This window comes from Chitinilyticum aquatile DSM 21506, assembly GCF_000430805.1.
Classification (GTDB): Bacteria; Pseudomonadota; Gammaproteobacteria; order Burkholderiales; family Chitinibacteraceae; genus Chitinilyticum; species Chitinilyticum aquatile.
The window spans coordinates 20,376-46,225 of record NZ_KE387260.1 but is presented as its reverse complement, the minus strand read 5'-3'; the positions used below and the strand labels follow the sequence as shown (position 1 = coordinate 46,225).

General features: G+C 61.5%; 25 protein-coding genes and 2 pseudogenes. 15 read left to right on the top strand and 12 right to left on the bottom strand.

Annotated elements, in window-relative coordinates; genetic code table 11:
* The first annotated feature begins 76 nt into the window (after positions 1-76).
* From dusB to H559_RS23460, 7 genes and pseudogenes are all read left to right on the top strand, one after another.
* The gene (gene dusB / locus H559_RS20790) at positions 77-1,132 is read left to right on the top strand and encodes a tRNA dihydrouridine synthase DusB (RefSeq protein WP_051279626.1); all 1,056 of its coding nucleotides are present in this window, start codon (positions 77-79) and stop codon (positions 1,130-1,132) included.
* On the top strand, positions 1,132-1,380 hold the full coding sequence (locus tag H559_RS0115770) for a helix-turn-helix domain-containing protein (RefSeq protein WP_028453463.1): 249 nt from the start codon (positions 1,132-1,134) through the stop codon (positions 1,378-1,380). Before dusB ends, H559_RS0115770 begins: the two co-directional genes overlap by 1 nt.
* A gap of 113 nt (positions 1,381-1,493) precedes the next feature.
* Positions 1,494-3,056 (top strand): bifunctional phosphoribosylaminoimidazolecarboxamide formyltransferase/IMP cyclohydrolase, encoded by a 1,563-nt coding sequence (gene purH / locus H559_RS0115765; RefSeq protein WP_028453462.1) that lies wholly within the window; start codon positions 1,494-1,496, stop codon positions 3,054-3,056.
* Between the two features lie 280 nt (positions 3,057-3,336).
* Positions 3,337-3,897: a hypothetical protein gene (locus H559_RS0115760; RefSeq protein WP_034641801.1), complete on the top strand. Its 561-nt coding sequence runs from the start codon at positions 3,337-3,339 to the stop codon at positions 3,895-3,897.
* A 19-nt stretch (positions 3,898-3,916) separates the two neighbouring features.
* Positions 3,917-5,191 (top strand): phosphoribosylamine--glycine ligase, encoded by a 1,275-nt coding sequence (gene purD / locus H559_RS0115755; RefSeq protein WP_028453460.1) that lies wholly within the window; start codon positions 3,917-3,919, stop codon positions 5,189-5,191.
* Positions 5,192-5,314: 123 nt separating this feature from the next.
* A pseudogene (locus H559_RS23465) lies at positions 5,315-5,476 on the top strand (maltose acetyltransferase domain-containing protein); the annotation flags it as partial.
* Between the two features lie 234 nt (positions 5,477-5,710).
* Positions 5,711-5,848, top strand: a pseudogene (locus H559_RS23460) (DapH/DapD/GlmU-related protein); the annotation flags it as partial.
* A 99-nt stretch (positions 5,849-5,947) separates the two neighbouring features.
* Here the strand turns inward: H559_RS23460 and H559_RS0115745 are convergent.
* Positions 5,948-6,955 (bottom strand): YeiH family protein, encoded by a 1,008-nt coding sequence (locus H559_RS0115745; RefSeq protein ID WP_028453458.1) that lies wholly within the window; start codon positions 6,953-6,955, stop codon positions 5,948-5,950.
* 109 nt (positions 6,956-7,064) lie between these two features.
* On the opposite strand from H559_RS0115745, the gene H559_RS20785 reads away from it, so the two are divergent.
* Positions 7,065-7,964 carry a LysR family transcriptional regulator gene (locus H559_RS20785; protein WP_051279624.1) on the top strand — a complete coding sequence of 300 codons (900 nt, stop codon included), beginning with the start codon at positions 7,065-7,067 and terminating at the stop codon, positions 7,962-7,964.
* Between the two features lie 293 nt (positions 7,965-8,257).
* Here H559_RS20785 and H559_RS0115735 read toward each other — a convergent pair whose 3' ends face one another.
* Positions 8,258-8,602: a hypothetical protein gene (locus tag H559_RS0115735; protein WP_155845464.1), complete on the bottom strand. Its 345-nt coding sequence runs from the start codon at positions 8,600-8,602 to the stop codon at positions 8,258-8,260.
* Between the two features lie 4 nt (positions 8,603-8,606).
* Here H559_RS0115735 and H559_RS0115730 point away from each other — a divergent pair, with 4 nt between their 5' ends.
* Positions 8,607-8,864 (top strand): hypothetical protein, encoded by a 258-nt coding sequence (locus H559_RS0115730; RefSeq protein ID WP_155845463.1) that lies wholly within the window; start codon positions 8,607-8,609, stop codon positions 8,862-8,864.
* Positions 8,865-8,867: 3 nt separating this feature from the next.
* Here the strand turns inward: H559_RS0115730 and H559_RS0115725 are convergent, their stop codons facing one another.
* The gene (locus tag H559_RS0115725) at positions 8,868-9,344 is read right to left on the bottom strand and encodes a cupin domain-containing protein (protein WP_034641798.1); all 477 of its coding nucleotides are present in this window, start codon (positions 9,342-9,344) and stop codon (positions 8,868-8,870) included.
* Here H559_RS0115725 and H559_RS20780 point away from each other — a divergent pair.
* On the top strand, positions 9,343-10,410 hold the full coding sequence (locus H559_RS20780; protein ID WP_051279622.1) for a GlxA family transcriptional regulator: 1,068 nt from the start codon (positions 9,343-9,345) through the stop codon (positions 10,408-10,410). The two genes, H559_RS0115725 and H559_RS20780, sit on opposite strands and share 2 nt — an antisense overlap.
* 72 nt (positions 10,411-10,482) lie before the next feature.
* Here H559_RS20780 and ahpF read toward each other — a convergent pair whose 3' ends face one another.
* Positions 10,483-12,039, bottom strand: a complete 1,557-nt coding sequence (gene ahpF / locus H559_RS0115715; protein ID WP_028453454.1) for an alkyl hydroperoxide reductase subunit F — start codon at positions 12,037-12,039, stop codon at positions 10,483-10,485.
* Between the two features lie 83 nt (positions 12,040-12,122).
* A complete protein-coding gene (gene ahpC, locus H559_RS0115710; protein WP_028453453.1) occupies positions 12,123-12,686 on the bottom strand; it encodes an alkyl hydroperoxide reductase subunit C in 564 nt (187 codons plus the stop codon).
* Between the two features lie 310 nt (positions 12,687-12,996).
* On the opposite strand from ahpC, the gene H559_RS21955 reads away from it, so the two are divergent.
* Together H559_RS21955 and H559_RS0115700 are read left to right on the top strand one after the other, a co-directional pair.
* A complete protein-coding gene (locus H559_RS21955) occupies positions 12,997-14,481 on the top strand; it encodes a tetratricopeptide repeat protein (RefSeq protein WP_051279620.1) in 1,485 nt (494 codons plus the stop codon).
* Positions 14,478-16,070 carry a GGDEF domain-containing protein gene (locus tag H559_RS0115700; RefSeq protein WP_028453452.1) on the top strand — a complete coding sequence of 531 codons (1,593 nt, stop codon included), beginning with the start codon at positions 14,478-14,480 and terminating at the stop codon, positions 16,068-16,070. The genes H559_RS21955 and H559_RS0115700 overlap by 4 nt, the downstream gene beginning before the upstream one ends.
* 60 nt (positions 16,071-16,130) lie before the next feature.
* Here H559_RS0115700 and mpl read toward each other — a convergent pair whose 3' ends face one another.
* Complete coding sequence (mpl, locus tag H559_RS0115695; RefSeq protein ID WP_028453451.1) at positions 16,131-17,501, bottom strand: UDP-N-acetylmuramate:L-alanyl-gamma-D-glutamyl-meso-diaminopimelate ligase; 1,371 nt, start codon at positions 17,499-17,501, stop codon at positions 16,131-16,133.
* Positions 17,502-17,651: 150 nt separating this feature from the next.
* Here mpl and H559_RS21950 point away from each other — a divergent pair, with 150 nt between their 5' ends.
* Positions 17,652-18,623: a GGDEF domain-containing protein gene (locus tag H559_RS21950; RefSeq protein WP_028453450.1), complete on the top strand. Its 972-nt coding sequence runs from the start codon at positions 17,652-17,654 to the stop codon at positions 18,621-18,623.
* Between the two features lie 92 nt (positions 18,624-18,715).
* On the top strand, positions 18,716-19,015 hold the full coding sequence (locus H559_RS0115685) for an STAS domain-containing protein (RefSeq protein WP_028453449.1): 300 nt from the start codon (positions 18,716-18,718) through the stop codon (positions 19,013-19,015).
* 58 nt (positions 19,016-19,073) lie between these two features.
* On the opposite strand, the gene ntrC is transcribed toward H559_RS0115685, so the two are convergent.
* The 6 genes from ntrC to glnA form a co-directional block, all read right to left on the bottom strand.
* Complete coding sequence (gene ntrC, locus H559_RS0115680) at positions 19,074-20,486, bottom strand: nitrogen regulation protein NR(I) (RefSeq protein ID WP_028453448.1); 1,413 nt, start codon at positions 20,484-20,486, stop codon at positions 19,074-19,076.
* A gap of 90 nt (positions 20,487-20,576) precedes the next feature.
* Positions 20,577-21,638: a nitrogen regulation protein NR(II) gene (gene glnL, locus H559_RS0115675; RefSeq protein WP_028453447.1), complete on the bottom strand. Its 1,062-nt coding sequence runs from the start codon at positions 21,636-21,638 to the stop codon at positions 20,577-20,579.
* Positions 21,639-21,909: 271 nt separating this feature from the next.
* Positions 21,910-22,437 carry a DUF4124 domain-containing protein gene (locus H559_RS0115670; protein WP_051279618.1) on the bottom strand — a complete coding sequence of 176 codons (528 nt, stop codon included), beginning with the start codon at positions 22,435-22,437 and terminating at the stop codon, positions 21,910-21,912.
* 96 nt (positions 22,438-22,533) lie between these two features.
* The gene (locus H559_RS0115665) at positions 22,534-22,827 is read right to left on the bottom strand and encodes an Rdx family protein (protein WP_028453445.1); all 294 of its coding nucleotides are present in this window, start codon (positions 22,825-22,827) and stop codon (positions 22,534-22,536) included.
* A complete protein-coding gene (locus tag H559_RS0115660) occupies positions 22,824-23,465 on the bottom strand; it encodes an HAD family hydrolase (protein ID WP_028453444.1) in 642 nt (213 codons plus the stop codon). Before H559_RS0115660 ends, H559_RS0115665 begins: the two co-directional genes overlap by 4 nt.
* 109 nt (positions 23,466-23,574) lie before the next feature.
* Positions 23,575-24,984: a glutamate--ammonia ligase gene (glnA, locus tag H559_RS0115655; RefSeq protein WP_028453443.1), complete on the bottom strand. Its 1,410-nt coding sequence runs from the start codon at positions 24,982-24,984 to the stop codon at positions 23,575-23,577.
* A 340-nt stretch (positions 24,985-25,324) separates the two neighbouring features.
* Between glnA and H559_RS0115650 the strand changes: the two genes are divergently transcribed.
* Positions 25,325-25,786 (top strand): rhodanese-like domain-containing protein, encoded by a 462-nt coding sequence (locus tag H559_RS0115650; RefSeq protein WP_028453442.1) that lies wholly within the window; start codon positions 25,325-25,327, stop codon positions 25,784-25,786.
* The last annotated feature ends 64 nt before the right edge of the window (positions 25,787-25,850 follow it).

The window sequence follows — 25,850 nt, the reverse complement described above, 5'->3', positions numbered from 1 at the left end:
TTCGAACGTTGTTGCCTATTTTTTAGGCGGTGTGTAGAATGGCCGCCCATTCCACCCACCCCCTTTGCCACCGGTCATGCACATCGGGCCTTATGCGCTTGCCAACAATCTGATCGTGGCTCCCATGGCGGGGGTGACGGATCGGCCGTTCCGCCAGCTGTGCAAGCGCTTTGGCGCGGGCCATGCCGTGTCGGAAATGATCACGGCTGACCAGAGTCTGCGGCTGACAAAAAAAACCCAGCGCCGCGCCGACTTCACCGGCGAACTTGCGCCCATTTCCGTGCAGATTGCCGGTTCGGAGCCTGCAAAGCTCGCCGAAGCCGCACGCTATCAGGTGGCCAACGGCGCACAGATCGTTGACATCAATATGGGCTGCCCGGTGAAGAAGGTCTGCAACAAGCTGGCCGGCTCCGCCTTGCTGCAGGACGAAGCGCTGGTGCAGGAAATCCTCGAGCGCGTGGTGGCGGCGGTCGAGGTGCCCGTCACGCTGAAAACGCGGCTGGGCTTTTGCAATGGCGAGGAAAACATCCACCGCGTGGCCGAAATTGCCGAGAACGCCGGCATTGCCGCGCTGGCCATCCACGGCCGCACGCGCGAGGACATGTATAACGGCAACGCGCGCTATGAGCTGATCCGCGCGGTCAAGGCCGCGCGCCGCATTCCCATCATCGCCAATGGTGATATTGATACGCCGCTCAAGGCGAAACATGTGCTGGAAACCACCGGTGCCGATGCCATCATGATCGGTCGCGCCGCGCAGGGACGGCCGTGGCTGTTCCGCGAGATCGGCCATTTTCTGGCGACGGGCGAAACGCTGGCGCCACCCGACGTGAGCGAGGTGCGCGCGGTGATGATGGAACATCTGGACGCGCTGTATGACTTCTACGGCGAGTATTCCGGCGTGCGCATCGCGCGCAAGCACATTGCCTGGACGACCAAGGGTTTGCAGGGCGGCAATGCCTTTCGCCAGGCCATGTATGCGCTGGAAAGCAGCACTGATCAGGCGCGCGCCACGCGCGAATTTTTTGACCGGCTGGCGGCGCAATCCGCCCGGCTGGTGTACGACGACAGTGCCGCAACGGACGGCGCTGCGCACAACACAGAACAACAAGACCTAATCAGGGGAAACTAATGACTGAGCAACATCCGGTACAGGATCTGATCGCTGAGGCGATTCATGCCTCGCTGGCCGAGTATTTCCGCGATCTGGACGGCGAAGCGCCGTGCGCACTGTACGACATGGTGCTGGCGCGGGTGGAGAGGCCGCTTTTGGAAATCGTGCTGGAAAAAGTGGGCGGCAATCAGACCAAGGCGGCCGACATGCTGGGCATCAACCGCAATACCCTGCGCAAGAAGCTGCAGACCTACGACATGCTTTAAGGGGTATGTGCCTGTAGCCATTCATTCGTAATGGCTATGGGCGAATACCTGTGAGATTGGCCTCGTGAAAAACGGGGCGCAGCAAACTGGCAATTCAATCTGGAGATGAACGAATGAGCAAGATTCAACGTGCGCTGATCAGCGTATCCGACAAGACCGGCGTGCTGGATTTCGCCCGTGCGCTGGTGGCGCAAGGCGTGGAAATCCTGTCCACCGGCGGTACCGCCAAGCTGTTTTCTGACAACGGCGTACCGGTCATCGAAGTGTCGGACTACACCGGCTTCCCGGAAATGCTCGATGGCCGCGTGAAGACGCTGCACCCGAAAATTCACGGCGGCATTCTCGGCCGTCGCGATCTGGAAGCGCACGTGGGTACCATGCAGGAGCATGGCATCGGCAATATCGATCTGGTCTGTGTGAACCTGTATCCGTTCGAGGCCACCATCGCCAAGCCGGATTGCAGCTTTGAAGACGCGATCGAAAACATCGACATCGGCGGCCCGGCCATGGTGCGCTCGGCAGCCAAGAACCACGCGCACGTGGCGATTGTTACCGATGCCGCGGATTACAATGCACTGGTTGAAGAAATGCAGGCCAATGGCGGCGCACTGAGCCTGGCCACCCGCATCAATCTGGCCAAGAAGGCCTTCAGCCACACCGCCGCCTACGACGGCGCGATCTCCAACTACCTGACCGCCCTGACCGACGCGGGCGAGAAGGTGACCTACCCGAATCGCCTGAACGTGCAGTTCGTGAAGGTGCAGGACATGCGCTACGGTGAAAACCCGCACCAGTCCGCCGCCTTCTACCGCGACCTGCATCCGGCGCCGGGCAGCCTGGCGAATTACAAGCAGTTCCAGGGCAAGGAACTGAGCTACAACAACATCGCCGATGCCGATGCTGCCTGGGAAGCCGTCAAGCAGTTTGCCGAGCCGGCCTGCGTGATCGTCAAGCACGCCAACCCCTGTGGCGTCGCTGTTGGCCCGGATACCTACACGGCCTACCAGCTGGCGTTTGCCACCGACACCACCAGCGCCTTTGGCGGCATCATCGCGTTCAACAAGACCGTTGACGCGGATACCGTTGAAGCCGTTGCCAAGCAATTCCTCGAAGTGCTGATCGCACCGTCCTACACCCAGGAAGCGCTCGATCTGCTGGCGAAGAAGGTGAATGTGCGCGTGCTGGAAGTGGCCATCGAAACCGGCGAGAACAAGTTTGACCTGAAGCGTGTCGGCGGCGGCATTCTGGTGCAAAGCCCGGACGTGCATGCACTGACACTGGCGGATCTGAAGGTCGTGACCAAGAAGCAGCCGAACGAGCAGCAACTCAAAGACCTGCTGTTCGCGTGGAATGTCGCCAAGTTCGTCAAGTCCAATGCGATTGTCTTCTGCGGCAAGGGCCAGACGCTGGGCATCGGCGCAGGGCAAATGAGCCGTGTCGATTCGACCAAGATCGCTGCAATCAAGGCCAAGAATGCCGGTCTGGACCTGCGTGGTTCGGTGGCCGCATCGGACGCCTTCTTCCCCTTCCGCGACGGTGTGGACGTGATCGCGGAAAATGGTGTGTCCGCCATCATCCAGCCGGGCGGCTCGGTACGTGACGACGAGGTGATTGCCGCGGCTGACGAGCATGGCATTGCCATGGTGGTCACCGGCATCCGCCACTTCCGTCATTGATTCGGCGCTGCGCCGCGCGATGGCTTTGTCACCCGGCGGCTCGTGTGCAAACGCACACGTCGCCACCGTGTTTCGCGCCCTCGCGCGGCTCCCAGCCGAATGGGCTTGTGATTGTTTGCCCCGAATGGTGCCGTGCCTAGGGAGTGAAAATCCCGCAGGGATTTGCGCACCGACGCAAAATTGCGAGCAAGCTTTCTCCGGGCTGATAACTTCGTAACAGCCTGATCCCGCCATCTGGCGTAAAAGGCGCTTACTACTCACATCACTTCGTCCAAACACGATGAAATCATTTCGCTCCCTGCTGGCCGGTCTTGCCCTGCTGCTTTCCATCCCTGCTGCGCAGGCTGCCTGCGAAGACTGGTGGGCCGGTTTCGATACGGCCTGCAGCAAGGTCAGCCAGATATGGAGTCAGGGTAATAATGGCCTGTTGCTTTCCGGCTATGCCTATCATTCGCGCTCGCAATACACGCAGGAAAAGCTCAATGAGCTGAACGAGTTTGCCTACGGCGGCGGTTTTGACAAACACATCACGCATGAGAATGGCAACGAAGAGTCGATTTTCTTCTTTGTCTTCGCCGACTCGCATGAAGACCCGCAGTTCAATCTGGGCTATATGTGGATGCCCTACTGGAAAGTGGCAGGCGACTTCCAGCTGGGGGCGGGGCTCTCCGGCGGACTGGTGTCGCGGACCGACATTTTCAACGGCATTCCTTTTCCGGTGATTCTGCCGATGCTGTCGGCCAAGTTTTCCCCGATCACGCTGTACACCACCTACATCCCGAGCCTGGGTGGGGTGAATAACGGTTCCGTACTGTATACGTACGGACGCATTGAATTCTGATAGCTAGAAAGGTATACCCATGAACGTACTGGTAATCGGTTCCGGCGGCCGCGAACACGCGCTGGCCTGGAAAATCGCCCAGTCGCCGCGCGTGGCCAAGGTGTTTGTGGCACCGGGCAACGCTGGCACCGCACGCGAACCCAACCTCACCAACGTCAACATCAATGACATTCCCGCGCTGATCGAGTTTGCCAAGACCGAGCACATCGCCTTCACCGTCGTCGGCCCGGAAGCGCCGCTGTCCAACGGCGTGGTCGATGCGTTTCGTGCCGAGGGGCTGAAGATCTTCGGCCCCACCCGTGCTGCCGCGCAGCTGGAATGGTCGAAAGGCTTTGCCAAGGACTTCATGGCGCGCCACGGCATTCCGACCGCTGCGTATGCCACCTTCGCCGATGCGAAAGCCGCGCATGACTATGTGAATGCGCAGGGGGCCCCGATTGTCATCAAGGCGGATGGCCTGGCGGCCGGCAAGGGTGTGGTCGTGGCCATGACGCTGGATGAGGCGCACGCGGCGATCGACATGATGCTCGAAGGCAACAAATTTGGCGACGCCGGCGCCCGCGTGGTGATCGAAGGCTTCCTTGCTGGCGAAGAGGCCAGCTTCATCGTCATGGTCGATGGCAAGAATGTGCTGGCGATGGCATCGAGCCAGGATCACAAGCGCCTGCTGGATAATGACGAAGGCCCGAACACCGGCGGCATGGGGGCCTACAGCCCGGCCCCGGTCGTGACCCCGGAAGTCCACGCCCGCGCGATGCGCGAAGTCATTCTGCCGACCGTCGCCGGCATGGCGAAGGATGGCGTCGAATTCACCGGCTTCCTCTACGCCGGCCTGATGGTCAGCCCGGATGGCGCGGTCAATGTGGTCGAATTCAACTGCCGCTTCGGTGATCCGGAAACCCAGCCGATCATGATGCGCCTGAAGAGCGATTTCGTGACGCTGATCGAAGCCGGCATCGAAGGGCGTCTCGATCAGGTCGAGGCCGAGTGGGACCGTCGCGTCGCCATCGGTGTGGTCATGGCCGCCGGCAATTATCCGGAAACCCCGCAGAAGGGCGACGTGATCAGTGGCCTGGATAGCAAGCATGAAGATGGCCACGTCTTCCACGCCGGCACGGCACTGAATGCCGCCGGCGACGTCGTGACCGCCGGTGGCCGCGTACTGTGCGTGACCGCACTGGGCGACAGCGTGAAAATCGCCCAGAAGCGCGCCTACGACATGCTCGAAGGCATCCGCTTTGACGGCATGCAGTACCGCAAGGACATCGGCTGGCGTGCGATTGCCCGCAAGTAAACGCCGGGTACATGCCATGCAGTAAACAACAGGGAGCTTCGGCTCCCTGTCTGTTTTTCTGCCATCGCATTGTGTTCACGGCTGTGGCATTGTGAGGCCGATGCAATCAACAGGAGCTTCAGCATGCGCAGCGAACTGGAAAAAATGCAGGCCGGCGAATTGTATGATCCCTGCGATCCCGAGCTGGGTGCTGCTCGCCTCAGAGCTCGGCAGTTGAGCCGCCGCTTCAGCGCAATGCCGGATGATGACGGGAAAGGCCGAATCTCGCTGTTGCGGGAACTGTTTGGCAGCGTGGGTGAGGGCAGCTGGGTCGAGCCGGATTTCCGATGCGATTACGGTTTCAATATCCATGTCGGCCGGCGCTTTTTTGCCAATTTCAACTGCGTGATTCTGGATGTCTGCGAAGTGCGTATCGGCGACGATTGCCTGATCGGGCCGCAGGTGGGCATTTATACCGCCATGCATCCGCTTGATGCGACTGAGCGCTGCAGCGGGCGCGAATATGGGCGACCGGTCACCATCGGCAATCAAGTCTGGATTGGTGGTGGCGCGATCATCAATCCGGGCGTGACCATTGGCGACCGGGCAGTGATCGCATCCGGTGCGGTTGTCACGAAGGATGTGCCGGCTGATACGGTGGTGGGCGGGAACCCCGCAGTGGTGCTGCGTTCGCTGGCCTGACTGTCTGCCACGGCGATGCTTGAACGGAAAACGGCCGGAACTGCGTCCGGCCGTTTTCATTCATGGGTCTGCTGTTTACCAGTGACCGCCCAGGTGCTGCATCAGGAGACTGGAGGCGGCGACGGTGATCCAGACCAGGAGGCCCAGGGCAATCGGACGCCAGCCGGTGTGCTTCATCTTGCCCAGATCGGTCGAGAGGCCGATGGCGGTCAGTGCTGCGGTGATCAGGACGGTGGAGACACTGTGCGCGGCGCTGGTCAGGGCCTGCGGCAGGTAACCATTGAACAGCGAGGCGATCACGAAGCAGAGGATGAAGCCGGGAATCGCGTGGCGGATGCCGGGGCGCTTGGCAGCGCTGCCGTCGGCGTTTACCGCGTTGCGGCGGGTGAAAACAAAGCTCAGGATCAGGGTGACCGGGATGATCAGCATGGCACGGCTCAGCTTCACGATGGTGGCATAGTCACCGGCTTCCTTGCTCCACGAGTAGGCGGCGGCCACTACCGACGAGGTGTCGTTGATCGCGGTACCGGCCCACAGTCCGAAACCGGAATCCGACAGCCCCAGCCACTGGCCCAGTACCGGGAAGGTCAGCACGGCGACGATGTTGAACAGGAAGATGGTCGACAGCGAGAACGCGGTTTCGTGATCATCCGGTTTCACCACCGGCGTCATCGCGGCAATCGCCGAGCCGCCGCAGATCGCGGTACCACCGCCGATCAGTACACACAGCTTGGTCGGGATTTTCAGCAGCCGGCCGAAGACAAAGGCGCTGGCAAAGGCCAGTGACAGCGTGACCAGCGTGACCGAGAGCGATTTCAGCCCGGTATCGAGCACCGCGCCGATCGGCAGCGCCAGCCCCAAACCGACAATCGACCACTGCAGCAGCTGCTTGCCGGCAAACCTGACGCCCGGCAGCTGCGTTTCGCTGATCTTGAAGCGACTGCGGATGGCGAGGCCGAGCAGAATGCCGGCAACGGCGCCGCCCATCAGCGGGAATTGTTCGCCGAGAAAATGGGCGACGGCGGTAATGGCGGCAACCAGTACCAGGCCGGGAAGTAGTTGTCTGAGTGCGGAGGCATTCATCGCGGTGCTCCTGCTTAGGTTTCGATGGCATAAGCTTATCGCTGGAAGATATATCCTGAATAACGGATAATTCCGTTAAAGTCATCGGAAAAACCGATCAGGAGGGGCCATGCTGAAAATGACGCTGCGCGAACTGGAAGTCTTTTGCGCAATCAATCGCACCGGTGGCGTAACGGCCGCCGCCGCAGCGCTCGGGCTGTCGCAATCGGCGGCAAGCGGCGCCCTGGCCGAGCTGGAGCGCCGGCTGGGGGTGACCCTGTTCGATCGCATCGGCCGGCGCGTGGTGCTGAATGAACACGGACGCTTTCTGCTGCCGCGCGCCGAGGAACTGCTGGCTCAGGCCGAAACACTGGAAGCCAGCTACGACGCGGGGGCGCCAAGCCGCTTGCGCATCGCCGCCAGCCTGACCATCGGCAATTTCGTCCTGCCGGCGCTGCTTGGCGAGCTGATGCAGGCGCGTCCGGAAGACCGCTACGAGGTCGCCATCGGCAATTCGCAGCACGTGGTCGAGCTGCTGCTCGACAGCCGTGCCGACATCGGCCTGATCGAGGCACCGCTCACGCACCGGCAGCTGGTCAGCGAGCGCTGGTTGACGGACGAGATGGTGGTGTTTGCCCGCGCTGATCATCCCTTGCTGGCCGGTGAAGCGAGCCTTGCCGCGCTGGCGGCAGCCCCGTGGATCATGCGCGAGCCGGGCTCGGGCGTGCGGCAAATGCTCGAAGCCATGCTGCTGCCGCATCTGGGCGGCATGAATCTGTTGCTGGAACTGGGCAGCGGCGAGGCCGTGCGCGAAGCGGTGCGGCTGGGGTTGGGGATTTCCTGTGGCTCGCGCCGCTCGATTGCCCGCGAACTGGCGCGTGGCGAATTCGCCGTGATTCCGCTGCCGGACATCGCGATGCAGCGGCGTTTCTATCTGGTCTGGCACGCGGAAAAGCGCCTGACGGCTGGCGCGGAGCGCCTGCGTGCGGCCTGTCATGCAGCGATGAAGGAAGGGGGTAAGATTGACTAATTGGGTATAGGGCTATAACCATTTATCCTAATGAGCTATTGAGTCATAGGTGGCTGGGTATTGGCGATTATGGTGAGTGCCTGACTACTGTCCTGCTCTTGAAGTGCCATCAGCATATTGTCTGTGCTGAATGAAATTGGCTCAACATGAGGCACGCCATTGTGTTGAGATCCGCAAGCTGCGCCCCTCCCATTCGACCTGAATAGCATCGCATATGTGCCAGTACTTGCTTTGGCGCAGACCCAAGATAGGACAGCTCGCCTGGTTCTCTGGGGGAAGCTTGTGGTTACTGCTTATTGGGCCGCGCTGGCCTGGCTAGCCGCGAGCAGTGCTTTGAGGTGTTTGGTGAGCCAGATCCGCTTGCACGGTTCACAGTTTTCGATTTCCTTCGGGTACACAATGATCCCGCCAGGTTTTCGGGTTGGCGTGGTGGTGGGGTCGGCATTATCAGCTTGTGGCTGCATGGGCGTGCTGGCGCTCGCTTGCTGTTTGCTGCGCCACAGCCGCTTGCATGGCTCGCATTCCCTGATTTCATTGGGATAGACAATGTCTGTATCCGCATCCTGGGTCTCCCCCATCGCAGGCCAGGCAAGCAAAGTGCTCAAGGAGAGGGCTGATAGCCAGATGCCAGGTTTCATTGGAATGTTCGCCAGTCAGGGGGGAGCGTCCATTATGCCTGCCCTGGCTGCAGTGGACCTTGATGTAAATGATATTCACAGTACACAGGGGCAGATGTTGACGGTGGAGGGCCGCATGCATGCCATGAATAAATACATGGCTGTGTATGTGGTCGGAGATCTGTTAAATCTGGACCTGCGTTTTTTTTTAACAACCCACAGTCTGGGTGGACGAAGGGCCGCAGTGCGCAGGCTGGACTGCGCACTGAGCGATACTGGATAAGAGTTACGCCTCAGCCCAGTGCAATTCCTCCCGCACCATATACCCATCTTCCGTCGCAAGGCTGCTCATGCTGCCGGCGCGCACCTGCAGCACGATGAATTCCAGTGCCTGCTCCCCGGTATTGCGGAAGGCACGGCGGCCGTCGGGGGCGATACGCACGAGCGAGCCTTCGCCTACCGGGAAAACCTGCCCGTCAACCTGGAATTCACCGCTGCCGCGCAGGAAAACATAGATCTCCTCATTCTCGCGATGTGCATGCAGAAACGGAGTGCCCGCACCGGCTGGCAGGCTGTTGAGCGACAGCTCAACGCCGGTGGCGTGCAGTGCCTCGCGCAGGAAAACCTTGCCGGGAACCGGGCGATTGCCCAGCGCCGGCAGCCGGAAGCGATAGCGCGCCAGCTCGGCCATCGGGCCGACGTGGCTGGCGGAAAAATGCGGGCCGGTTTCGGCCGTGCTGGCCTGAAGAATTGCCTCGTTCATGGTCGTGCTCCGTGGTAAGGAGCATTCACTGTACGAATTGCCCGTGCACGCGCGCAGTGGCAATATCGCCATCATTCATGCTGATATCGCCAATATGCCTAACGTCGCCATCCTCCTTCCCGAGCAATACATCGCCAGTGGTGCCTGCAGTGCTGCCGATATGCTGCAGCTGGCCAACAGACTCTGCGGCCGTACGCTGTTCGCCTGGCGTTTTTTCAGCCGCGATGGCGCGCCCGCGCGCAGCAGCAGCGGCATTCTGCTGCCAGCCAGCGGCAGGTATGCGGATGCCCTGCCGGCCGATGCGCTGCTGGTCGCCGGCATCGGCTATGCCTCGCTGGCAAAGCTGGAGCGGCAGCTGGCAAGGGAAACCGACCTTGCCTCTGTGCTGCAGGCCGCCGACCGGCAGGGGCGATTGCTCGGCAGTTACTGCACCGGCACTACCTTTCTGGCGCAGGCCGGCGTGCTGGCAGGGCGGCAGGCGACCATCAGCTGGTGGCTGGCAAAGTGGTTTCGTGAACGTTATCCGGCGGTGCAACTGCAGCCGCATGCAATGCTCTGCCAGGCCGGCCATGTGCTGACTGCGGGGGCGACGACCTCGTGCCTGGAGCTGATGCTGCAGCTGATCCGCGAGAAGGGCGGCGAGGATCTGGCGCTGGAATGCGCACGGATACTATTGCTTGATGCCCGCCGCGATTCGCAGGCGCCGTATGCCGGTCTGCAGCAATTCAGCGGGCACGATGATCCGCTGGTCTGTCGTGCGCAGCACTGGCTGCAGCAGCAACTGGCGCAGCCATTTAGTCTCGACCAGCTGGCCAGTGCCACGCACAGCAGCGGCCGCACGCTGATCCGGCGCTTTCGATCGGTGTTGGGCGTCACGCCCCTGCAGTATCTGCAGAAGCTGCGCCTGCATCATGCCTGCCGCCAGCTGCAGCATGGCGACACGGCCATCGAGCAGATCGTCACTGAGTGCGGCTACGAAGACCTCAGCGCCTTCCGGCGTCTGTTCAAGCGCGAGATGAGCTGCACGCCGGCCGAATACCGCAGCAGGTTCGCGCGTGCAGCTTGAGAAATGAAATTACAGATACAGCCATATGTATCTGGCTGTATTCTTTTAATTGAAAAGCCTGCAGGCCTATACCTAGATTCGGATTAGGTGGTCGAAGGCCGATAGTGCCGCCGTTGCTCCTGCCCCCATCGCGATGATGATCTGCTTGTACGGCACGGTCGTGGCGTCACCGGCGGCGAATACACCGGGCAGCGAGGTTTCGCCGCGGGCGTTGATTTCGATCTCGCCAAAGCGGCTGAGATTCACTCCGCTGTCTTTCAGCCAGTCAGTATTCGGCACCAGGCCGATCTGCACGAAAATGCCGTCCAGTTGCAGCTCGTGCGACTGGCCGCTGGCGCGGTCGGTGTACACCAGGCCAGTGACTTTTTCGCCGTTGCCAAGCACTTCGGTGGTCTGCGCCTGCGTAATGATGGTGACGTTGGGCAGGCTGCGCAGTTTGTTCTGCAGCACCGCATCGGCGCGCATGGACTCACCAAACTCCAGCAGGGTGACATGCGCGACGATACCCGCCAGATCGATTGCGGCTTCGACGCCGGAGTTGCCGCCGCCGATCACCGCCACTTTCTTGCCCTTGAACAGCGGACCGTCGCAGTGCGGGCAGTAGGCGACGCCACGACCGCGGTATTCGGTTTCGCCCGGTACATTCATTTCGCGCCAGCGCGCGCCGGTGGCGATGATGACGCTTTTCGCTTTCAGTTGCCCGCCGTTGGCAAATTCGACCGTGGTCAGGCCATCGGCGCCTGCTGGAACCAGCTTGCTGGCGCGCTGCAGGTTCAGGATGTCGACGTCGTAGCTTTTGACGTGTTCTTCCAGCGCCATCGCCATTTTCGGGCCTTCGGTTTCCTTCACTGAAATAAAGTTCTCAATGGCCATGGTGTCGAGCACCTGGCCGCCGAAGCGCTCGGATGCGACGCCGGTGCGGATGCCCTTGCGTGCTGCATACACCGCCGCTGCGGCACCGGCCGGGCCGCCACCAACCACCAGCACGTCAAACGGCGCGGCGGCGTTCATTTTTTCAGCAGTGCGGTCTGCCGCGCCGCTGTCGAGTTTGGCGACGATTTCCTCGACGCCCATGCGGCCCTGTCCGAAGACTTCGCCATTCAAGAGCACCGTCGGCACTGCCATGATCTTGCGTTCGTTCACTTCATCCTGGAACTGCGCGCCGTCGACCATGGTGTGGCGGATAGTGGGGTTGAGCACGGCCATGGCGTTCAGCGCCTGCACCACGTCCGGGCAGTTCTGACACGACAGCGAAATGTAGGTGACGAAATCGAAGTTGCCCTGCAGTGCGCGGATTTGTGCGGCGATTTCCTCGCTGATCTTGGGGGCTACGCCGCCGACCTGCAGCAGGGCCAGCACCAGCGAAGTGAATTCATGTCCCATCGGCAGACCGGCAAAACGCACGCCGATCTGCTCGCCCGGCGAGTTCAGCGCGAACGAAGGCGTACGTTCACCCGCATCGCGGCGTACCTCGACGCTGACGAGACCGGACACGCTGGCAATATCGGCCAAGAGCGCCTGCAGCTCGCGCGATTGCTCACTGTCGTCGACGAACGCGGTGATCGCGATCGGGCGGGTGGCGCGGGTCAGATAGGTCTGCAACTGGGTTTTGATATTGGTGTCCAGCATGGTGGGTCTCCTCGGTGGGGTAGAGAGGTCAAAACAAACCCGGGCCGGGTAGGCCCGGGTTGTGGTGCGGCGGGGTAGGCCGCTTAGATCTTGCCGATCAGGTCGAGCGACGGAGCGAGGGTGGCTTCGCCCGGGGTCCACTTGGCCGGGCAGACTTCACCCGGGTGGCTGGCGACGTATTGTGCAGCCTGCACCTTGCGCAGCAGTTCCTTGGCGTCACGGCCGATGCCGTTGTCGTGCACTTCGATGATCTTGAATTGCCCTTCCGGGTTGATCACGAAGGTGCCGCGCAGCGCCAGACCTTCTTCCTCGATCATCACTTCGAAATTGCGGGCCAGCGTGCCGGTCGGGTCGCCCACCAGCGGGTATTGCACCTTGCGGATCGTGTCGGATGTGTCATGCCAGGCCTTGTGGGTGAAATGGGTGTCGGTTGACACGCCATAAATCTGCACGCCCAGCTTTTCGAATTCGGCGTAGTGATCAGCCAGGTCGCCCAGCTCGGTCGGACACACAAAGGTGAAGTCGGCCGGGTAGAAGAACACGACGGACCACTTGCCGTGGAAGTCGGCCTCGGTCAGGTTTACGAAGTTGCCATTGTGGTAGGCGGTGGCTTTGAACGGCTTGATGGTGGTGTTGATCAGGGACATGTGTAACTCCTTGCGGGTGGTTCAGTGAAGATGTGGGGCAATCATAGCCGCGCAGCTGCGATTTAAAAATTCGAATGATTTTATTGTTCTGATTGTTTTTGACTATTTGGCTGTAGTTGGACACCCGTCTCTATATACATGGCTGAGTATCTTTCCATGACGACTGCTGCGTAATGGCTACAGGGACATACATGCAGGGGGCTTTTATGCCTGCGGCCTGTGGCTGCTGGCGGGATGGATGTATACTTAAAACCCTTGTTTCAGAAAGCATCTTTCCGATGCAACTGCGCATTTCCGGATCTTTTTACCCATGCCAGCACCCACCCCGGTCGCCATCGATCTAGCCCTGCAGGAGATTCGCGCTTCCCTGCCGCAGGATCTTGCGCCGGCGCTTGCGCGCGCGCGCAAGGCGCACGATGAGGCCCGCAGCCTCGGCTATGCTGGCGGCGTGGCGGACGCGCTGATTGTCTGTGCGCTGGTGCAATGGGAGCAGATGGCCTATCGAGATGGTCTGCGTGACGCCGAAGCTGCGCTGCAGCTGATTCGCGATGAACGCCTGGACGACTATCTGGCCGAGGCTTGGCATGCGCAGGCACTCAATTACTGGGGGCTGGCCCGGTATTCTTCGGCCCTGCAGGGCTGGCTGAATGCACTGGAGCTGGCCTTGCTGACGCAGCAGCACGCCATTGCGCTGGAGGCGCTGATCGGCATGGGCAATGTCTGGCGCACCGGGCAGGAGCTGGAGCGGGCCGAGCGGGTGCATCGCCAGGCGAGCCTCTATGCCGAGACCGCCTCCCTGCCGGTTCTGGCTGGCAAGGCCTCCATCCTGCATGCCTGGGATTGCTATCTGCTGAAGCATTACGAACGGGCTCTGGATGCTCTTGATGCCGCCAGCGTGTGGTTGCAGGACTGCGCGAACCCGACGTGGCATGCCGAAATTCACGATTTTCGCGGGCTGGTCTATCTGGAGCTGGGTGAGCTGGCGCTGGCCCGCAGCGAAAGCACTGCCGCGCATGAACTGGCCATTGCCCACAAGCAGATCTGGATGATCGCCCATTCGGCCATCAGCCTTGCGCGCATTGCCAATCGCCTTGGCGAATATGCGCTGGCGCGCGAGTTACTGTGCAAGGCCGAAGCCGAGGCCGCGCATTTTGACCAGGGTGAATTGCTGGCCCGCATCTGCCTTGAGCGGTGTGCCCTGGAAGAGCGGGATGAGCATCCCGATGCAGCGCTGCTCTACTACCGGCGTTATCGCCAGTACGAGCTGCACCAGCTCCGCCAGCACTATGCAGAGCAGCGACGCCAGCATGGCGCCCAGCAGCTGGCACAGCTGAACAGGCGCGCCGATCAGCTGCTGCAGCGGCTGGAGCAGACGCAGGGGTTGTCATCCCGCGGGGATGTCAGCGGCATGCGCCGGCGCGAGCAATGGCTGCAGGCGCTGCAGCGAGTGTGTCGTCAGCAGGAGTCGCAGACGGCTCTGCTGATGCTTGATTGCCCCGAGGCGGCTGTGCCGGTGGTGCGTCAGCTTGTGCTGGCCAGTCTCGGCAAGAGCGATTTGCCGGTCCAGTACACTCCCGGCCAGCTCGGCGTGCTGCTTTTTGGTCTGGACGAAACCGGTCTGCAGTGCTTTTGCAACGATATTGTCCGCATGCTGGCAGCCTATCCCTGGTGGCGGCAGGGCTGTGCTGGTAGTACCGGGGTCCGTCTTGGCGCCAGTGTGATCCGGCCTGGGGACGAGGCGCGCGCGGTGCTGGCCCGTGCGACACCGCAGGTGATCGCGGAGGACAGGCCATGAGCACGATCCGCGAAGACTTGCTGGCAGCCAGCCAGGCCATGGCCGAGGGCGACAGTGCAACGGTGGTGGTGATTTGCGAGCGCCTGCTGGCCACGCAGGCCGGTACGCACCATGACCGGATTGCTGCGCGACGTCTGCTGTCCGATGCGCTGGTCTTTGCCGGCCAGGCGGCCGCAGGCATTGCGCAGCTCGGACTGGCCCTGCAGGAGTTGCCACCGCCTGATACCGAGGAGTTGCGCCGGTTGACCAAGGAAGTGCTGATGGCGCTCTACCATCGGCACTACGAACAGGGACAATACCGGCAGGCGCTCGACAGCCTCCTGCGCCTGTGTGCGCTGGCAGCGGATGAGGGTGACCTTCCTGGCTTCATCGCTGCGCAGACCGGAATTGCCAATCTGTTTGCCGCGCATGGCGACTGGCGTCGCGCGCTCGGTGTACACGAGCGCTCGCTGCAGTATGACCATGAGCTGCTTTCTGCCGAGCCCCGGATCGTGCTCCGCCTGCACATCGTGGGCTGCCTGCTGCCTCTGAAAAAGTGCAAGGCGGCGTTGCAGCTGCTCGACGAGTGCGAAGGCCTGCTGGGGCAACTTTCCGAGAACGCGCTGCGTGCCGAAGTCGAACTCTATCGCGGACTGGCCTGGCAAGAGCTGGGAGACTGGGAGGCTGCCCTGCACAGCCTGGACATTGCCAGGCAGCTCGCCGCAGCCAGTACGCTGGTCTGGATACACATCAAGAGCCTGCTTCATTCCGGGCAGTGCCTGCTGGCCGCCAATCGTGCCGGCGAGGCCCTGGAGGCTCTCGAACAGGCCCTGAGCATCTGCCAGCGCATCGGCATGCCCTTGCAGGAACAGCTGTGCGAGGAAATGCGCAGTCAGGCCTGCGAGCGGATGGGGCAGTACGGCGAGGCGCTGGCGAGCGAGCGTCGGGCGCATGCGATCAGTCTGAAGCTGGTGCGCCAGACACCGATGGCCGAGTTGCGCGGACAGTCGCTGCGCCAGCTCAAGCGCATGGAAGAGCGCATGCGCTTCAACCTGTCGCGGCAGGAAAATGCCGCCCTGCGCGAGGCGCAGGCCGAGCAGCGCGATACGCTGCAGCGTTTGCAGGATGAAATCCATACCGATCCGCTGACCGGCACTTTCAACCGCCGCTGGCTGGATGCCGAGCTGGAGCGCCGCGTGGCGCAGAAGAACCGCAAGCCCTTTGCGTTGATGCTGCTGGATGTCGATCACTTCAAGGAAGTGAATGACCTGTATTCCCACCTGGCTGGCGATGCCGTGCTGCGCGAGCTGGGGACGCTGTTGCGCCGCTTTTCCCGCAATGACGATCAGGCTGCGCGTTACGGTGGCGAAGAGTTTGTCATGCTCGTCAACCAGTCGGAGCCCGGCACGGTGGCCGCGATTGCCGAGCGCCTGCGCCTGAACATTGCGGAGCATTCCTGGCTGCACGTGCTGCCTGATCGCGGTGTCACCATCAGTGTGGGAGCTGCGATCTGGCGACCGGGCGAGACGCAGTCCGATCTGTTGGCGCGTGCCGATGAGGCGCTATACCGCGCCAAGCATGCCGGCCGCAACCGGGTTGCGATGGAGTAGCTGCTCATGTATCACCCTGCGGCCCTTTTATTTAAAGGTCTGCAGGGTGATACCCTGTGCTTATCTGGCGAGAGCGTCCAGCAGCTTCTGATGCACTCCACCGAAACCGCCGTTGCTCATCACCAGCACCTGATCGCCCGGACGTGCTGCGGCACTGACAGCAGCGACCAGTTGCTCCAGATCATCGAAGCTCTGCGCTCTTTCCCGCAGCGGAGCCAAAGCTTCCGCCGGCGACCAGCCCAGATTCCTGCCGTAGCAGAACACCAGATCCGCGTCGCAGAGGCTGCCCGGTAGTGCTTCCTTCATTGTGCCCAGCTTCATCGTGTTCGAGCGCGGCTCGAGTACCGCGAGAATGCGCGCGCTGCCAACCTTGGCGCGCAGGCCGGCGACAGTGGTGGCAATCGCGGTCGGATGGTGTGCGAAGTCGTCGTAGACGGTGATGCCGTTGACCGTCCCCTTGATTTCCATGCGGCGCTTCACATTGCGGAATTCGCCCAGCGCGGCAATTGCGACCTCTGGCGTCACGCCGATGTGGCGTGCGGCGGCGATGGCCGCCAGTGCATTCAATGCATTGTGTTCGCCCAGGAGTGACCAGACGAGGCGCCCTTGCGGCTGGCCGGCGAGCAGCACCTCAAAGCCGTCGTCAAAACGCTCGCCGATGCTCCAACCGTCGGCAATGCCAAAACACTCCACCTCGCTCCAGCAGCCACGTGCCAGGACGCGCTTGAGGCTCTCCTCGCGACCGTTGACGATCACACGGCCGGATGCTGGAATGGTGCGCACCAGATGGTGGAACTGTATTTCGATCGCCGGCAGGTCGGCAAAGATGTCGGCGTGATCGAATTCGAGGTTGTTCAAAATGGCGGTACGCGGCCGGTAGTGGACGAACTTGCTGCGCTTGTCGAAAAACGCCGTGTCATATTCGTCGGCCTCGATCACGAAGAACGGCGAGGTGCTGGCCGTATCCTGCGCCGGTGTGCCGGGCAGCCGCGCGGAAATGCCGAAGTTCTCGGGAATGCCGCCGACCAGAAAACCGGGAGCGAGCCCGGCGTACTCCAGTATCCACGCCAGCATCGAAGTCGTGGTGGTCTTGCCATGGGTGCCGGCCACCGCCAGCACCCATTTGTCGCGCAGCAGGTTTTCGCCCAGCCACTGCGGGCCGGAAATGTACGGCAGGCCGCGCTCGAGAATGGCTTCCATCAGCGGGTTGCCGCGCGTGATCACGTTGCCGATCACGTAGAGATCGGCGCCGAGCTCAAGCTGGCTGGCATCCCAGCCTTCGATCAGTTCGATGCCCAGCGCTTCCAGCTGGGTCGACATCGGCGGGTAGACGCCGGCATCGCAGCCGGTAACAGAATGGCCGGCGGCGCGCGCCAGCGCGGCAATGCCGCCCATGAAGGTGCCGCAGATACCGAGAATGTGAATGTGCATCGCTTGTTTTTCCGCAAATACTGGGGGCGGCGCATGCTGCATTGTTGCTCTGCGTAACAGCAAAGCTGCCAATCCTTACGCCGGATGCGCTATATTACCGGCTTCATCGCGATCAGACGATTCATCTTACCTAGCAGGTTCACGCCCGTCATGAGCAGTTCCACCCCGGTCAACCCGGTTGAAATCGCCCGTATTGCGCTCAAGCGCCTGACTGAGCGCGGTTTGCCGCCGACCCCGGAGAATTACGCCCAGTTCTACAATGCCGTGCTGACCATCAAGGCGCCACAGGATAAAACCACGGACGAGGTGCAGTTGGCCTGGCAGGTGATCTACCAGCTCGATGACGTCCTGGAAGGAGCCAGCACCAGTGCAGGTGGCCTGCTGCAAAGCCTCGCAAACGGCTCGGACAGCATCATGATGAGCCTGGGGTCGCTGCAGAATGCCCGCCGCGCGCATGTCGAGCAGCGCGTCACCATCGAAGAAAGCCAGTCCACGCTCGAAGAGCTGATGGACGAGGTGATTGCCACTACGCGCAGCATGCATGGCACCGTAAAAACTTCGCACAGCGATCTGCAGACCATCCGCGACACCTTGCGTCATATCGAGGAAGACCTGGCCTACAACCGCAAGGCACTCGAACAGGATGCGCTGACCGGGGCGCTGAATCGCCAGGGTATGGATCACCTGCTTTCGCGGGAAGTGAAGCGGGCGCACCGTCTGGGTGGCCGCCTTGCCGTCGCGATGTTCGATCTGGACGATTTCAAGCAGATCAATGACCGCTTCGGGCACATGGTTGGCGACCAGGTTCTGGTGCATGTCACCAACCTGGCCAAGGCGGTGCTGCGCGAAACCGATGCGTTGATCCGCTATGGCGGTGAGGAATTCCTGATCGTGCTGATCGATACCGACCTGAAAGGCGCTCAGTATGTGATCGACCGTCTGCGCATCGTGGCGGCTCGTACGCCGTTTCACCATGCGCACCAGCGCATCGAAGTGCAGTTCTCCGCCGGTATTGCCAGCCTGCGGCCGGAAGAAAACGGCCGCGCCCTGGTTTTGCGTGCTGACGAGGCGCTCTATCGTGCCAAGCACAGCGGGCGCGGGCGGGTCGAAGTCGCGGATTGACGCGGCATGCTGGCATCTGCAGTGTGCCTTGCTATCCTGTAACTGTTCATGCGCGGCAGCGGCTGCGCAATCCATGAGTCGGGGAGTCAACCATGCAGGCCACCATGCAGCAGGACGGCAACAAGGCCGTCATCACCTTGCGGGGCAGTTTCACCTTCGAAGTGCACCGCGAATTCAAACAGGTGACCAATAGCGCGCTCGAACGCAATGACATTACGGCCATCGATCTGGATCTGGGCGAAGTCGATTATATGGATTCGGCCGCGCTGGGAATGCTGCTGCTGCTCAATGAGCGCTGCAATGGCCGCAAGATCACGCTGCTGAACTGCAAGGGTACCGTGCGCTCGGTGCTCGATATTGCCAACTTCAGCAAGATTTTCGAGATACGCTAAACCCTATTGGGCTGCAGCCATTTGGAATGATGAGAAGGAGGGGGATACCCCTCCTTTTTCATTGTTCGCCCCCGTCCATGCCGAGTTCCTGGATCTTGCGCGTCAGCGTATTGCGTCCCCAGCCCAGCAGCTCGGCGGCTTCGATGCGCTTGCCGCCGGTGTGTGCCAGTGCGACCTCGATGGCGACGCGTTCGAAATCCGGCGTCAGCAGATCAAGCACGCGCTGCTCGCCTTTCTGCAGGCGGGCTGCCAGCTCGCCGGCCAGTTGCTGGCGCCAGTTGCCGCTGCCGGAGGGGAGATCGGTGGCGGAGTCCTCCGCGCTGGCAAGCAGCTCGGGTGGCAGGTCGGCCATGTCAACCACCTGACCGGGCGCCATCACCGAAATCCAGTGGCAGATGTTTTCCAGCTGGCGCACATTGCCGGGAAAGGCAAAGCTGGCCAGCTGCTGCATGGCGGCATCCGAAAGACGCTTGGGCTCGACGCCGAGATCGGTGGCCGAGCGGGCCAGAAAGTGCCGTGCGAGCAGCGGAATGTCCTCGCGACGTTCGCGCAAAGAGGGCAGGCGCAGGCGAATCACGTTCAGGCGGTGAAACAGATCCTCGCGGAACTGGCCATCTTTCACGCGGTTTTCCAGATTCTGGTGCGTGGCGGCGATCACGCGCACATTGGCCTTGATCGGCTGGTGGCCGCCGACGCGATAGTAGAAGCCGTCAGAGAGCACGCGCAAGAGGCGAGTCTGCAGATCGAAGGGCATGTCGCCGATTTCATCCAGAAACAGCGTGCCGCCCTCGGCTTGCTCGAAACGGCCGGTGCGGCGCGCGTCGGCGCCGGTAAAGGCGCCGCGCTCATGGCCGAACAGCTCGGATTCGAGCAGGTCTTTCGGAATGGCGGCGGTGTTGAGTGCAATGAAAGGCTTGGTGGAGCGCGGGCTGTGGCGATGCAGCGCACGCGCCACCAGTTCCTTGCCGGCGCCGGATTCGCCGGTAATCAGGACAGTAGCCGCTGACTGGCTAAGCCTGCCGATGGCGCGGAACACATCCTGCATCGCAGGGGCCTGGCCGAGCATTTCCGGTGTCTGCACCGGTGCCACTTCGACGCTCTCCTGGCGTTCACCCTCGGCGAGCGCACGACGGATCAGCGCAATGGCGGCATCGACGTCGAAGGGCTTGGGCAGGTATTCAAAGGCGCCGCCCTGAAAGGCCGATACGGCACTGTCGAGGTCGGAGTGCGCGGTCATGATGATGACCGGAATCTGCGGCCATTCACGCTTCATCAGCTCCAGAAAATTCAGTCCCGATTCGCCGGGCATGCGGATATCGCAGACGACGGCCTGCGGGCGCTCGACATCAAGCCGGGCGAGCGCCTCGGTTGCAGAAGGGAAGGTGGCGTGCGCGATATGCTCGCGTGCGAGTGCCTTTTCGAATACCCAGCGGATGGAGCGGTCATCGTCGATGATCCAGACTGTTGCCATGGTTGTACCGTTTGCGTCGTGTTGGTGGTTGGCCCTTGCGGGTTCTTTTGGGTATGTTCTTGTACGCTTTTATTTGTAATGGCTGCTGGCTTATACCCTGCTATCGCCTTCCTCTTTCCAGGCATTCAGCGGCAGCAGGATGGTGAAACATGTGTGGCCGGGGCGGCTGTCGAATTCAATCGTGCCGTGATGCTGCACCACGTAGGTGTGCGCCAGATGCAGGCCGATTCCGGTGCCGCCCGGGCGGCCGGAAACCAGCGGGTAGAACAGTGTGTCACGCAGTGCTTCCGGAATGCCCGGGCCGTTGTCGATGATTTCGACCTTCAGCGCCAGCGGAAAACGCTGACGGTTCAGTGTGACCTGCCGGGCAATCCGCGTGCGCAGGATGACTTCACCGATGCCGCTCATGGCCTGGATGGCGTTGCGGACGATATTGAGCACCGACTGGATCAGCTGTTCGCGGTCGGCGATCAGCGTTGGCAGGCTGGTGTCGTAGTCACGGCGTACGGCCAGCCCGTTCGGCGTTTCGGCCAGCACCAGGCTGCGCACGCGTTCGAGCACCTCGTGGATGTTCAGCTCTTTCAGCTGCGGCAGCCGGTGCGGCGTCAGCAGGCGGTCGAGCAGCCCCTGCAGGCGCTGCACTTCCTCGACGATGACCTGCGTGTATTCCTTCAGCTGCGGGTTTGGCAGTTCATGCGCGAGCAGTTGTGCCGCGCCGCGAATGCCGCCGAGCGGGTTCTTGATTTCATGCGCGAGATTGCGGATCAGCTCGCGATTGGCCTGCTGCTGTGCCTGCACCCGCTCTTCGTTGACGATGCGGCGTTGCTGGTCGATGCGGCGGATTTCCACCAGCAGGGCTGCGGCGGGCGATTCGATGGGCAGCACATCCAGCGTGATGTACATCTCGCCCTGTGTGCCGGAGACGATCAGCTCGTGCTCGGTGATGGAAATCTGCCCGGCCTGCGCGGCGCGCACGGCCTGCACGATGGGGCTGCCGGGGCCGAAACAGGCATCGACCGTCAGTCCGACCGGATCGCGCAGCGGAAACAGGCTGTCGGCGGCCGGATTGCGATACACCACTCGCGCATCATGGTCGAGCGCCAGAATGGAGGTATCAAGAAATTCCAGGCCTGCGAAGGCGGGGTGATGCATGGCAGACTCCTGACAGGATGGCTGGTACTAGGCAAAAGCCGTGCCAGCGCATGGTCGCTGCTTTCCGTGCCTTTCCGCCGCGCGCGTGCGGTGATTCGGGGCGATGCTGGCAGCTTTGCACCATTATAGTGCGTATCGGGAGTGTGGCAGGCTATTGAAAGGTCGCCGGTGTCCGCTTTTCGGCGGAGCCGGAAAAAGGGCTGCAAAGCTAAATCAGACTATGGACCGGCAGACTTTCCGGCAACTGGCTGCCGCCGGGGCGTGGGCTCACTTATTGAACGCGTGACAGTTCTTTTTGCAGCGCCGCGATATTCTTTTCGTGCATCACGACGTTCTCGCGCAAGCGGCCGATCCGCTCCAGATATTTGCTGGGGTTGGCCTTCTCTTCTGCGGTCTTGGTGGTTTCGGCTTCGCTCAGTGCTTTCTTGCTGTCATTGAGCATGGTCTGCTCGTTGGCGAGTTCGTCCTGCAGGATGCGTTTGCGGTTCGAATCGCGGCTGCGCTGCGTTGCCGAGTCGACCTTGGGGAAATTGGCCGGGCTGGGTGCGGACACTTTCTGCCCCGAGTCATTGCTGCTGCGTGAGGTACCCGTGCCGGTGCTGCGCTTGCCGCCCGATGAGCCCGAGCCGCTGCTGATGACATTGGGTTGCTCGATATAGACGCGCTGCGCCCCTTTGACCGGTGAATTGGTGTAGGTGACATTGCCGTTTTCATCGACATATTTGTAGATGTCGGCCAGTGCGACAGCGCTGGACAGTAGGGCCGTAGCGGAGAGCAGGATGGAGGCGCGATTTAGCATGATGACGTTAAATTAACACAAGCTGGATCAAAACGCTGGGAAAGGCGGTGAAAAAGGCGCGGGCGTGACCCTGCGTGAGTCGCTTTCACAGCCTGCTCAGCGCTGGTCGTGGTCACTGTGCCCGAGGTGACGCTCCGGAGCGATCAGATCGCGGATGCGCTGCTTGAGTTCCTTCGCCTCAGGAAAGCGTTCCTCCGCTTTGCGATCCCAGATCAGCGTGTCATTGCAGTGCACGAGAAAAATGCCGCCCGTGCCGGGTTGCAGCGCGACCTCGCCAACGTCATCGGCAAATGTGCTGAGCACTTCCTGGGCCAGCCAGGCGGCGCGCAGCAGCCAGTTGCAGCGGGTGCAGTACTGGATCGTGATGCGGGGCAGGCGTTGGGTGTTCATGCCGGTTCTCCGGAGTCGAGTGCAATGCCGAGCTGGCGCAACTGCGCGCGGGTCTGCGGCATCGCCTGGTGATGGATGCCGTGCCAGCCCAGATGGCAGGCAGCTTGCGCGTTGATTGCTGAATCGTCGATGAACGCAATCTCGCTCGCGGCAATGCCGGGGATAAAGCGGGTGATGTGCTGATACATAAGCTGGTATATCGCCACGTCAGGCTTGATCATTTGCTCCCGGCCAGATACCACGATGTGCTTGAAGCGTTGCAGGAAGGGGTAGTGCTGTTCGGCATAGGGATAGGTTTCCGCTGACCAGTTGGTCAGGCCAAAGAGCGGCAGGCCGAGGCTTTCCAGTTCGTCCAGCAAGGCCATGCCTTCCGGCAGTGTTCCCCTGAGCATCAGCGGCCACTGCCCGTAAAAAGCCTCGATAAGCGCTGCGTAGTCGGGATACTCGGCGACCTTGCTGGCCGTCGCCTCAGCAAGCGGGCGCCCGCCATCCTGCTGGATATTCCAGGCCGGATTACAGACCTCGCGCAGGAACCATGCGCGCTCCTCCGCATCGGGGATCAGCGAGCGGTAGAGGTGTTCGGGGTTCCAGTCGAACAGGACTCCGCCAAAATCGAAAACGACGGCACGGATGCTCATGGGGGTGCTCGGCATGGATTTGCGTGGGAAAGGGCAGATTGTACTGTGCTGCGGGCAAGAAAAAACCCCGCCGCAGCGGGGTTTTCCATTCGGATGGCTACGCCTGTTATTACAGGGAGTAGTACATGTCGAATTCGACCGGGTGAGTGGTCATGCGAACGCGGTTCACTTCGCCCATCTTCAGTTCGATGTAGGCGTCGATCCACTCGTTGCTGAATACACCGCCGCGGGTCAGGAACTCGCGATCCTTGTCCAGCTCGGCCAGTGCTTCGTCCAGCGACGCGCAGACTGCCGGGATCTTGGCATCTTCTTCCGGCGGCAGGTCGTACAGGTTCTTGTCAGCCGGATCGCCCGGGTGGATCTTGTTCTGGATGCCGTCCAGACCGGCCATCAGCAGCGCGGCGAAACACAGGTACGGGTTGGCCAGCGGATCCGGGAAGCGGGTTTCGATACGACGACCCTTGTCGGATGCCACGTGCGGGATGCGGATGGAAGCGGAACGGTTCTTGGCGGAGTAAGCCAGCTTCACCGGTGCTTCGTAGTGCGGAACCAGACGCTTGTAGGAGTTGGTGCCCGGGTTGGTAATGGCGTTCAGTGCCTTGGCGTGCTTGATGATACCGCCGATGTAGAACAGGGCCATTTCCGACAGACCTGCATAGCCGTTGCCTGCGAACAGGTTCTTGCCGTCCTTCCAGATGGACTGGTGAACGTGCATGCCCGAACCGTTGTCGCCAACGATCGGCTTCGGCATGAAGGTAGCAGTCTTGCCGTACTGGTTGGCCACGTTGTGAACCACGTACTTCAGGATCTGGGTCCAGTCAGCGCGCTTGGTGAGCGTCGAGAACTTGGTGCCGATTTCGTTCTGGCCGGCGTTGGCTACTTCGTGGTGGAACACTTCAACCGGTACGCCCAGTTCTTCCAGGATCAGCACCATGGTGGCGCGGATGTCCTGGTGGCTGTCAACCGGCGGAACCGGGAAGTAGCCGCCCTTGACGCGCGGACGGTGGCCGAGGTTGCCGCCTTCGAATTCTTCGGAGGTCGCCCAGGCGCCTTCTTCCGAACCGATCTTCAGGAAGCAGCCGGACATGTCAACGCCCCAGCGGACGTTGTCGAAGATGAAGAATTCGGGTTCCGGACCGAAGTAGGCGGTGTCGCCGATGCCGGAAGTCTTCAGATAGGCTTCAGCGCGCTTGGCGATGGAGCGCGGGTCGCGGTCGTAGCCCTTGCCGGTATCCGGCTCGACCACGTCGCAGGTGATGATCACGGTCGGCTCGTCGAAGAATGGGTCGATGTTGGCGGTAGTCGGATCCGGCATCAGCAGCATGTCGGAAGCCTGGATGCCCTTCCAGCCAGCGATGGAGGAACCATCGAAAGCGTGGCCGTTGACGAACCATTCTTCGTCAACCACGTGGGACGGAACAGTCACGTGCTGCTCTTTACCCATGGTGTCGGTGAAACGCAGGTCAACGAACTTGATGTCGTTTTCCTGAATCAGCTTGAGAACGTCGGCTACGGCCATCTTTGTCTCTCCGGGTGAGATATGAAGTAGGGAACTGGCAGGCAGATGTTGCGTTCTGCCCGATACGGGGCAGGTGGTAAGCAGGAAGCGTGCCAGCCCCAGAAACGGGGAACAGGCATTGTGCCACAACAATTCGGGCTGCTGTAGTGCGTTTGTCTGAGCTTTTTTGGTGCCGCACCCGGTATTTGTGCACTGTATTGGTGCAAAATTGCCGCCCGACCTGTGGCAGCAGGCTCCCTGCTAGAATGACCCTACTCCCTTGCTGTGACAAAACCGTGCCGGCAAGGGCAAAACATAACAGACATGGCCATCGGGAATGGCACCACAGGAGTCAGCAGGCATGAGTGAAATGAACCAGATTCTCCAGCGCGCCCGCATGCGCGCCGAAGCGCAGCAACTGCCGTACTCCGGCGCCGTGACGCCGGCCGAGGCTCATGCCCTGAGTCAGGGCCTGCCCAATGTCCGTATCGTCGATGTGCGCAGCAGTGCCGAATGGCAGTGGGTCGGCGTGGTTCCCGGTGCCGAGCAGGTCGAATGGCGCTGCTGGGATGCACATCTGGGCATGCAGCCCAATGCGGCCTTTCTGACCCAGTTGCAGAATCGTGTTGATCCGGAAAACATCGTGCTGTTTCTGTGCCGCTCCGGTGCGCGCAGTCACGATGCCGCGGCGCTGGCGGCCGAACATGGTTACAGCGAGGCCTACAACATCCTGGAAGGCTTCGAGGGTGACAAGAATGCACAGCAGCAACGCGGCAGCCTGAATGGCTGGCAGGCTGCAGGGCTGCCCTGGGTGCAAGGCTAGAGGCTGCGTCCTCCCCGGAGCGGACGTAGTGTTAGGCGCAGGGTGTGAGGTGTAAACTTCACAC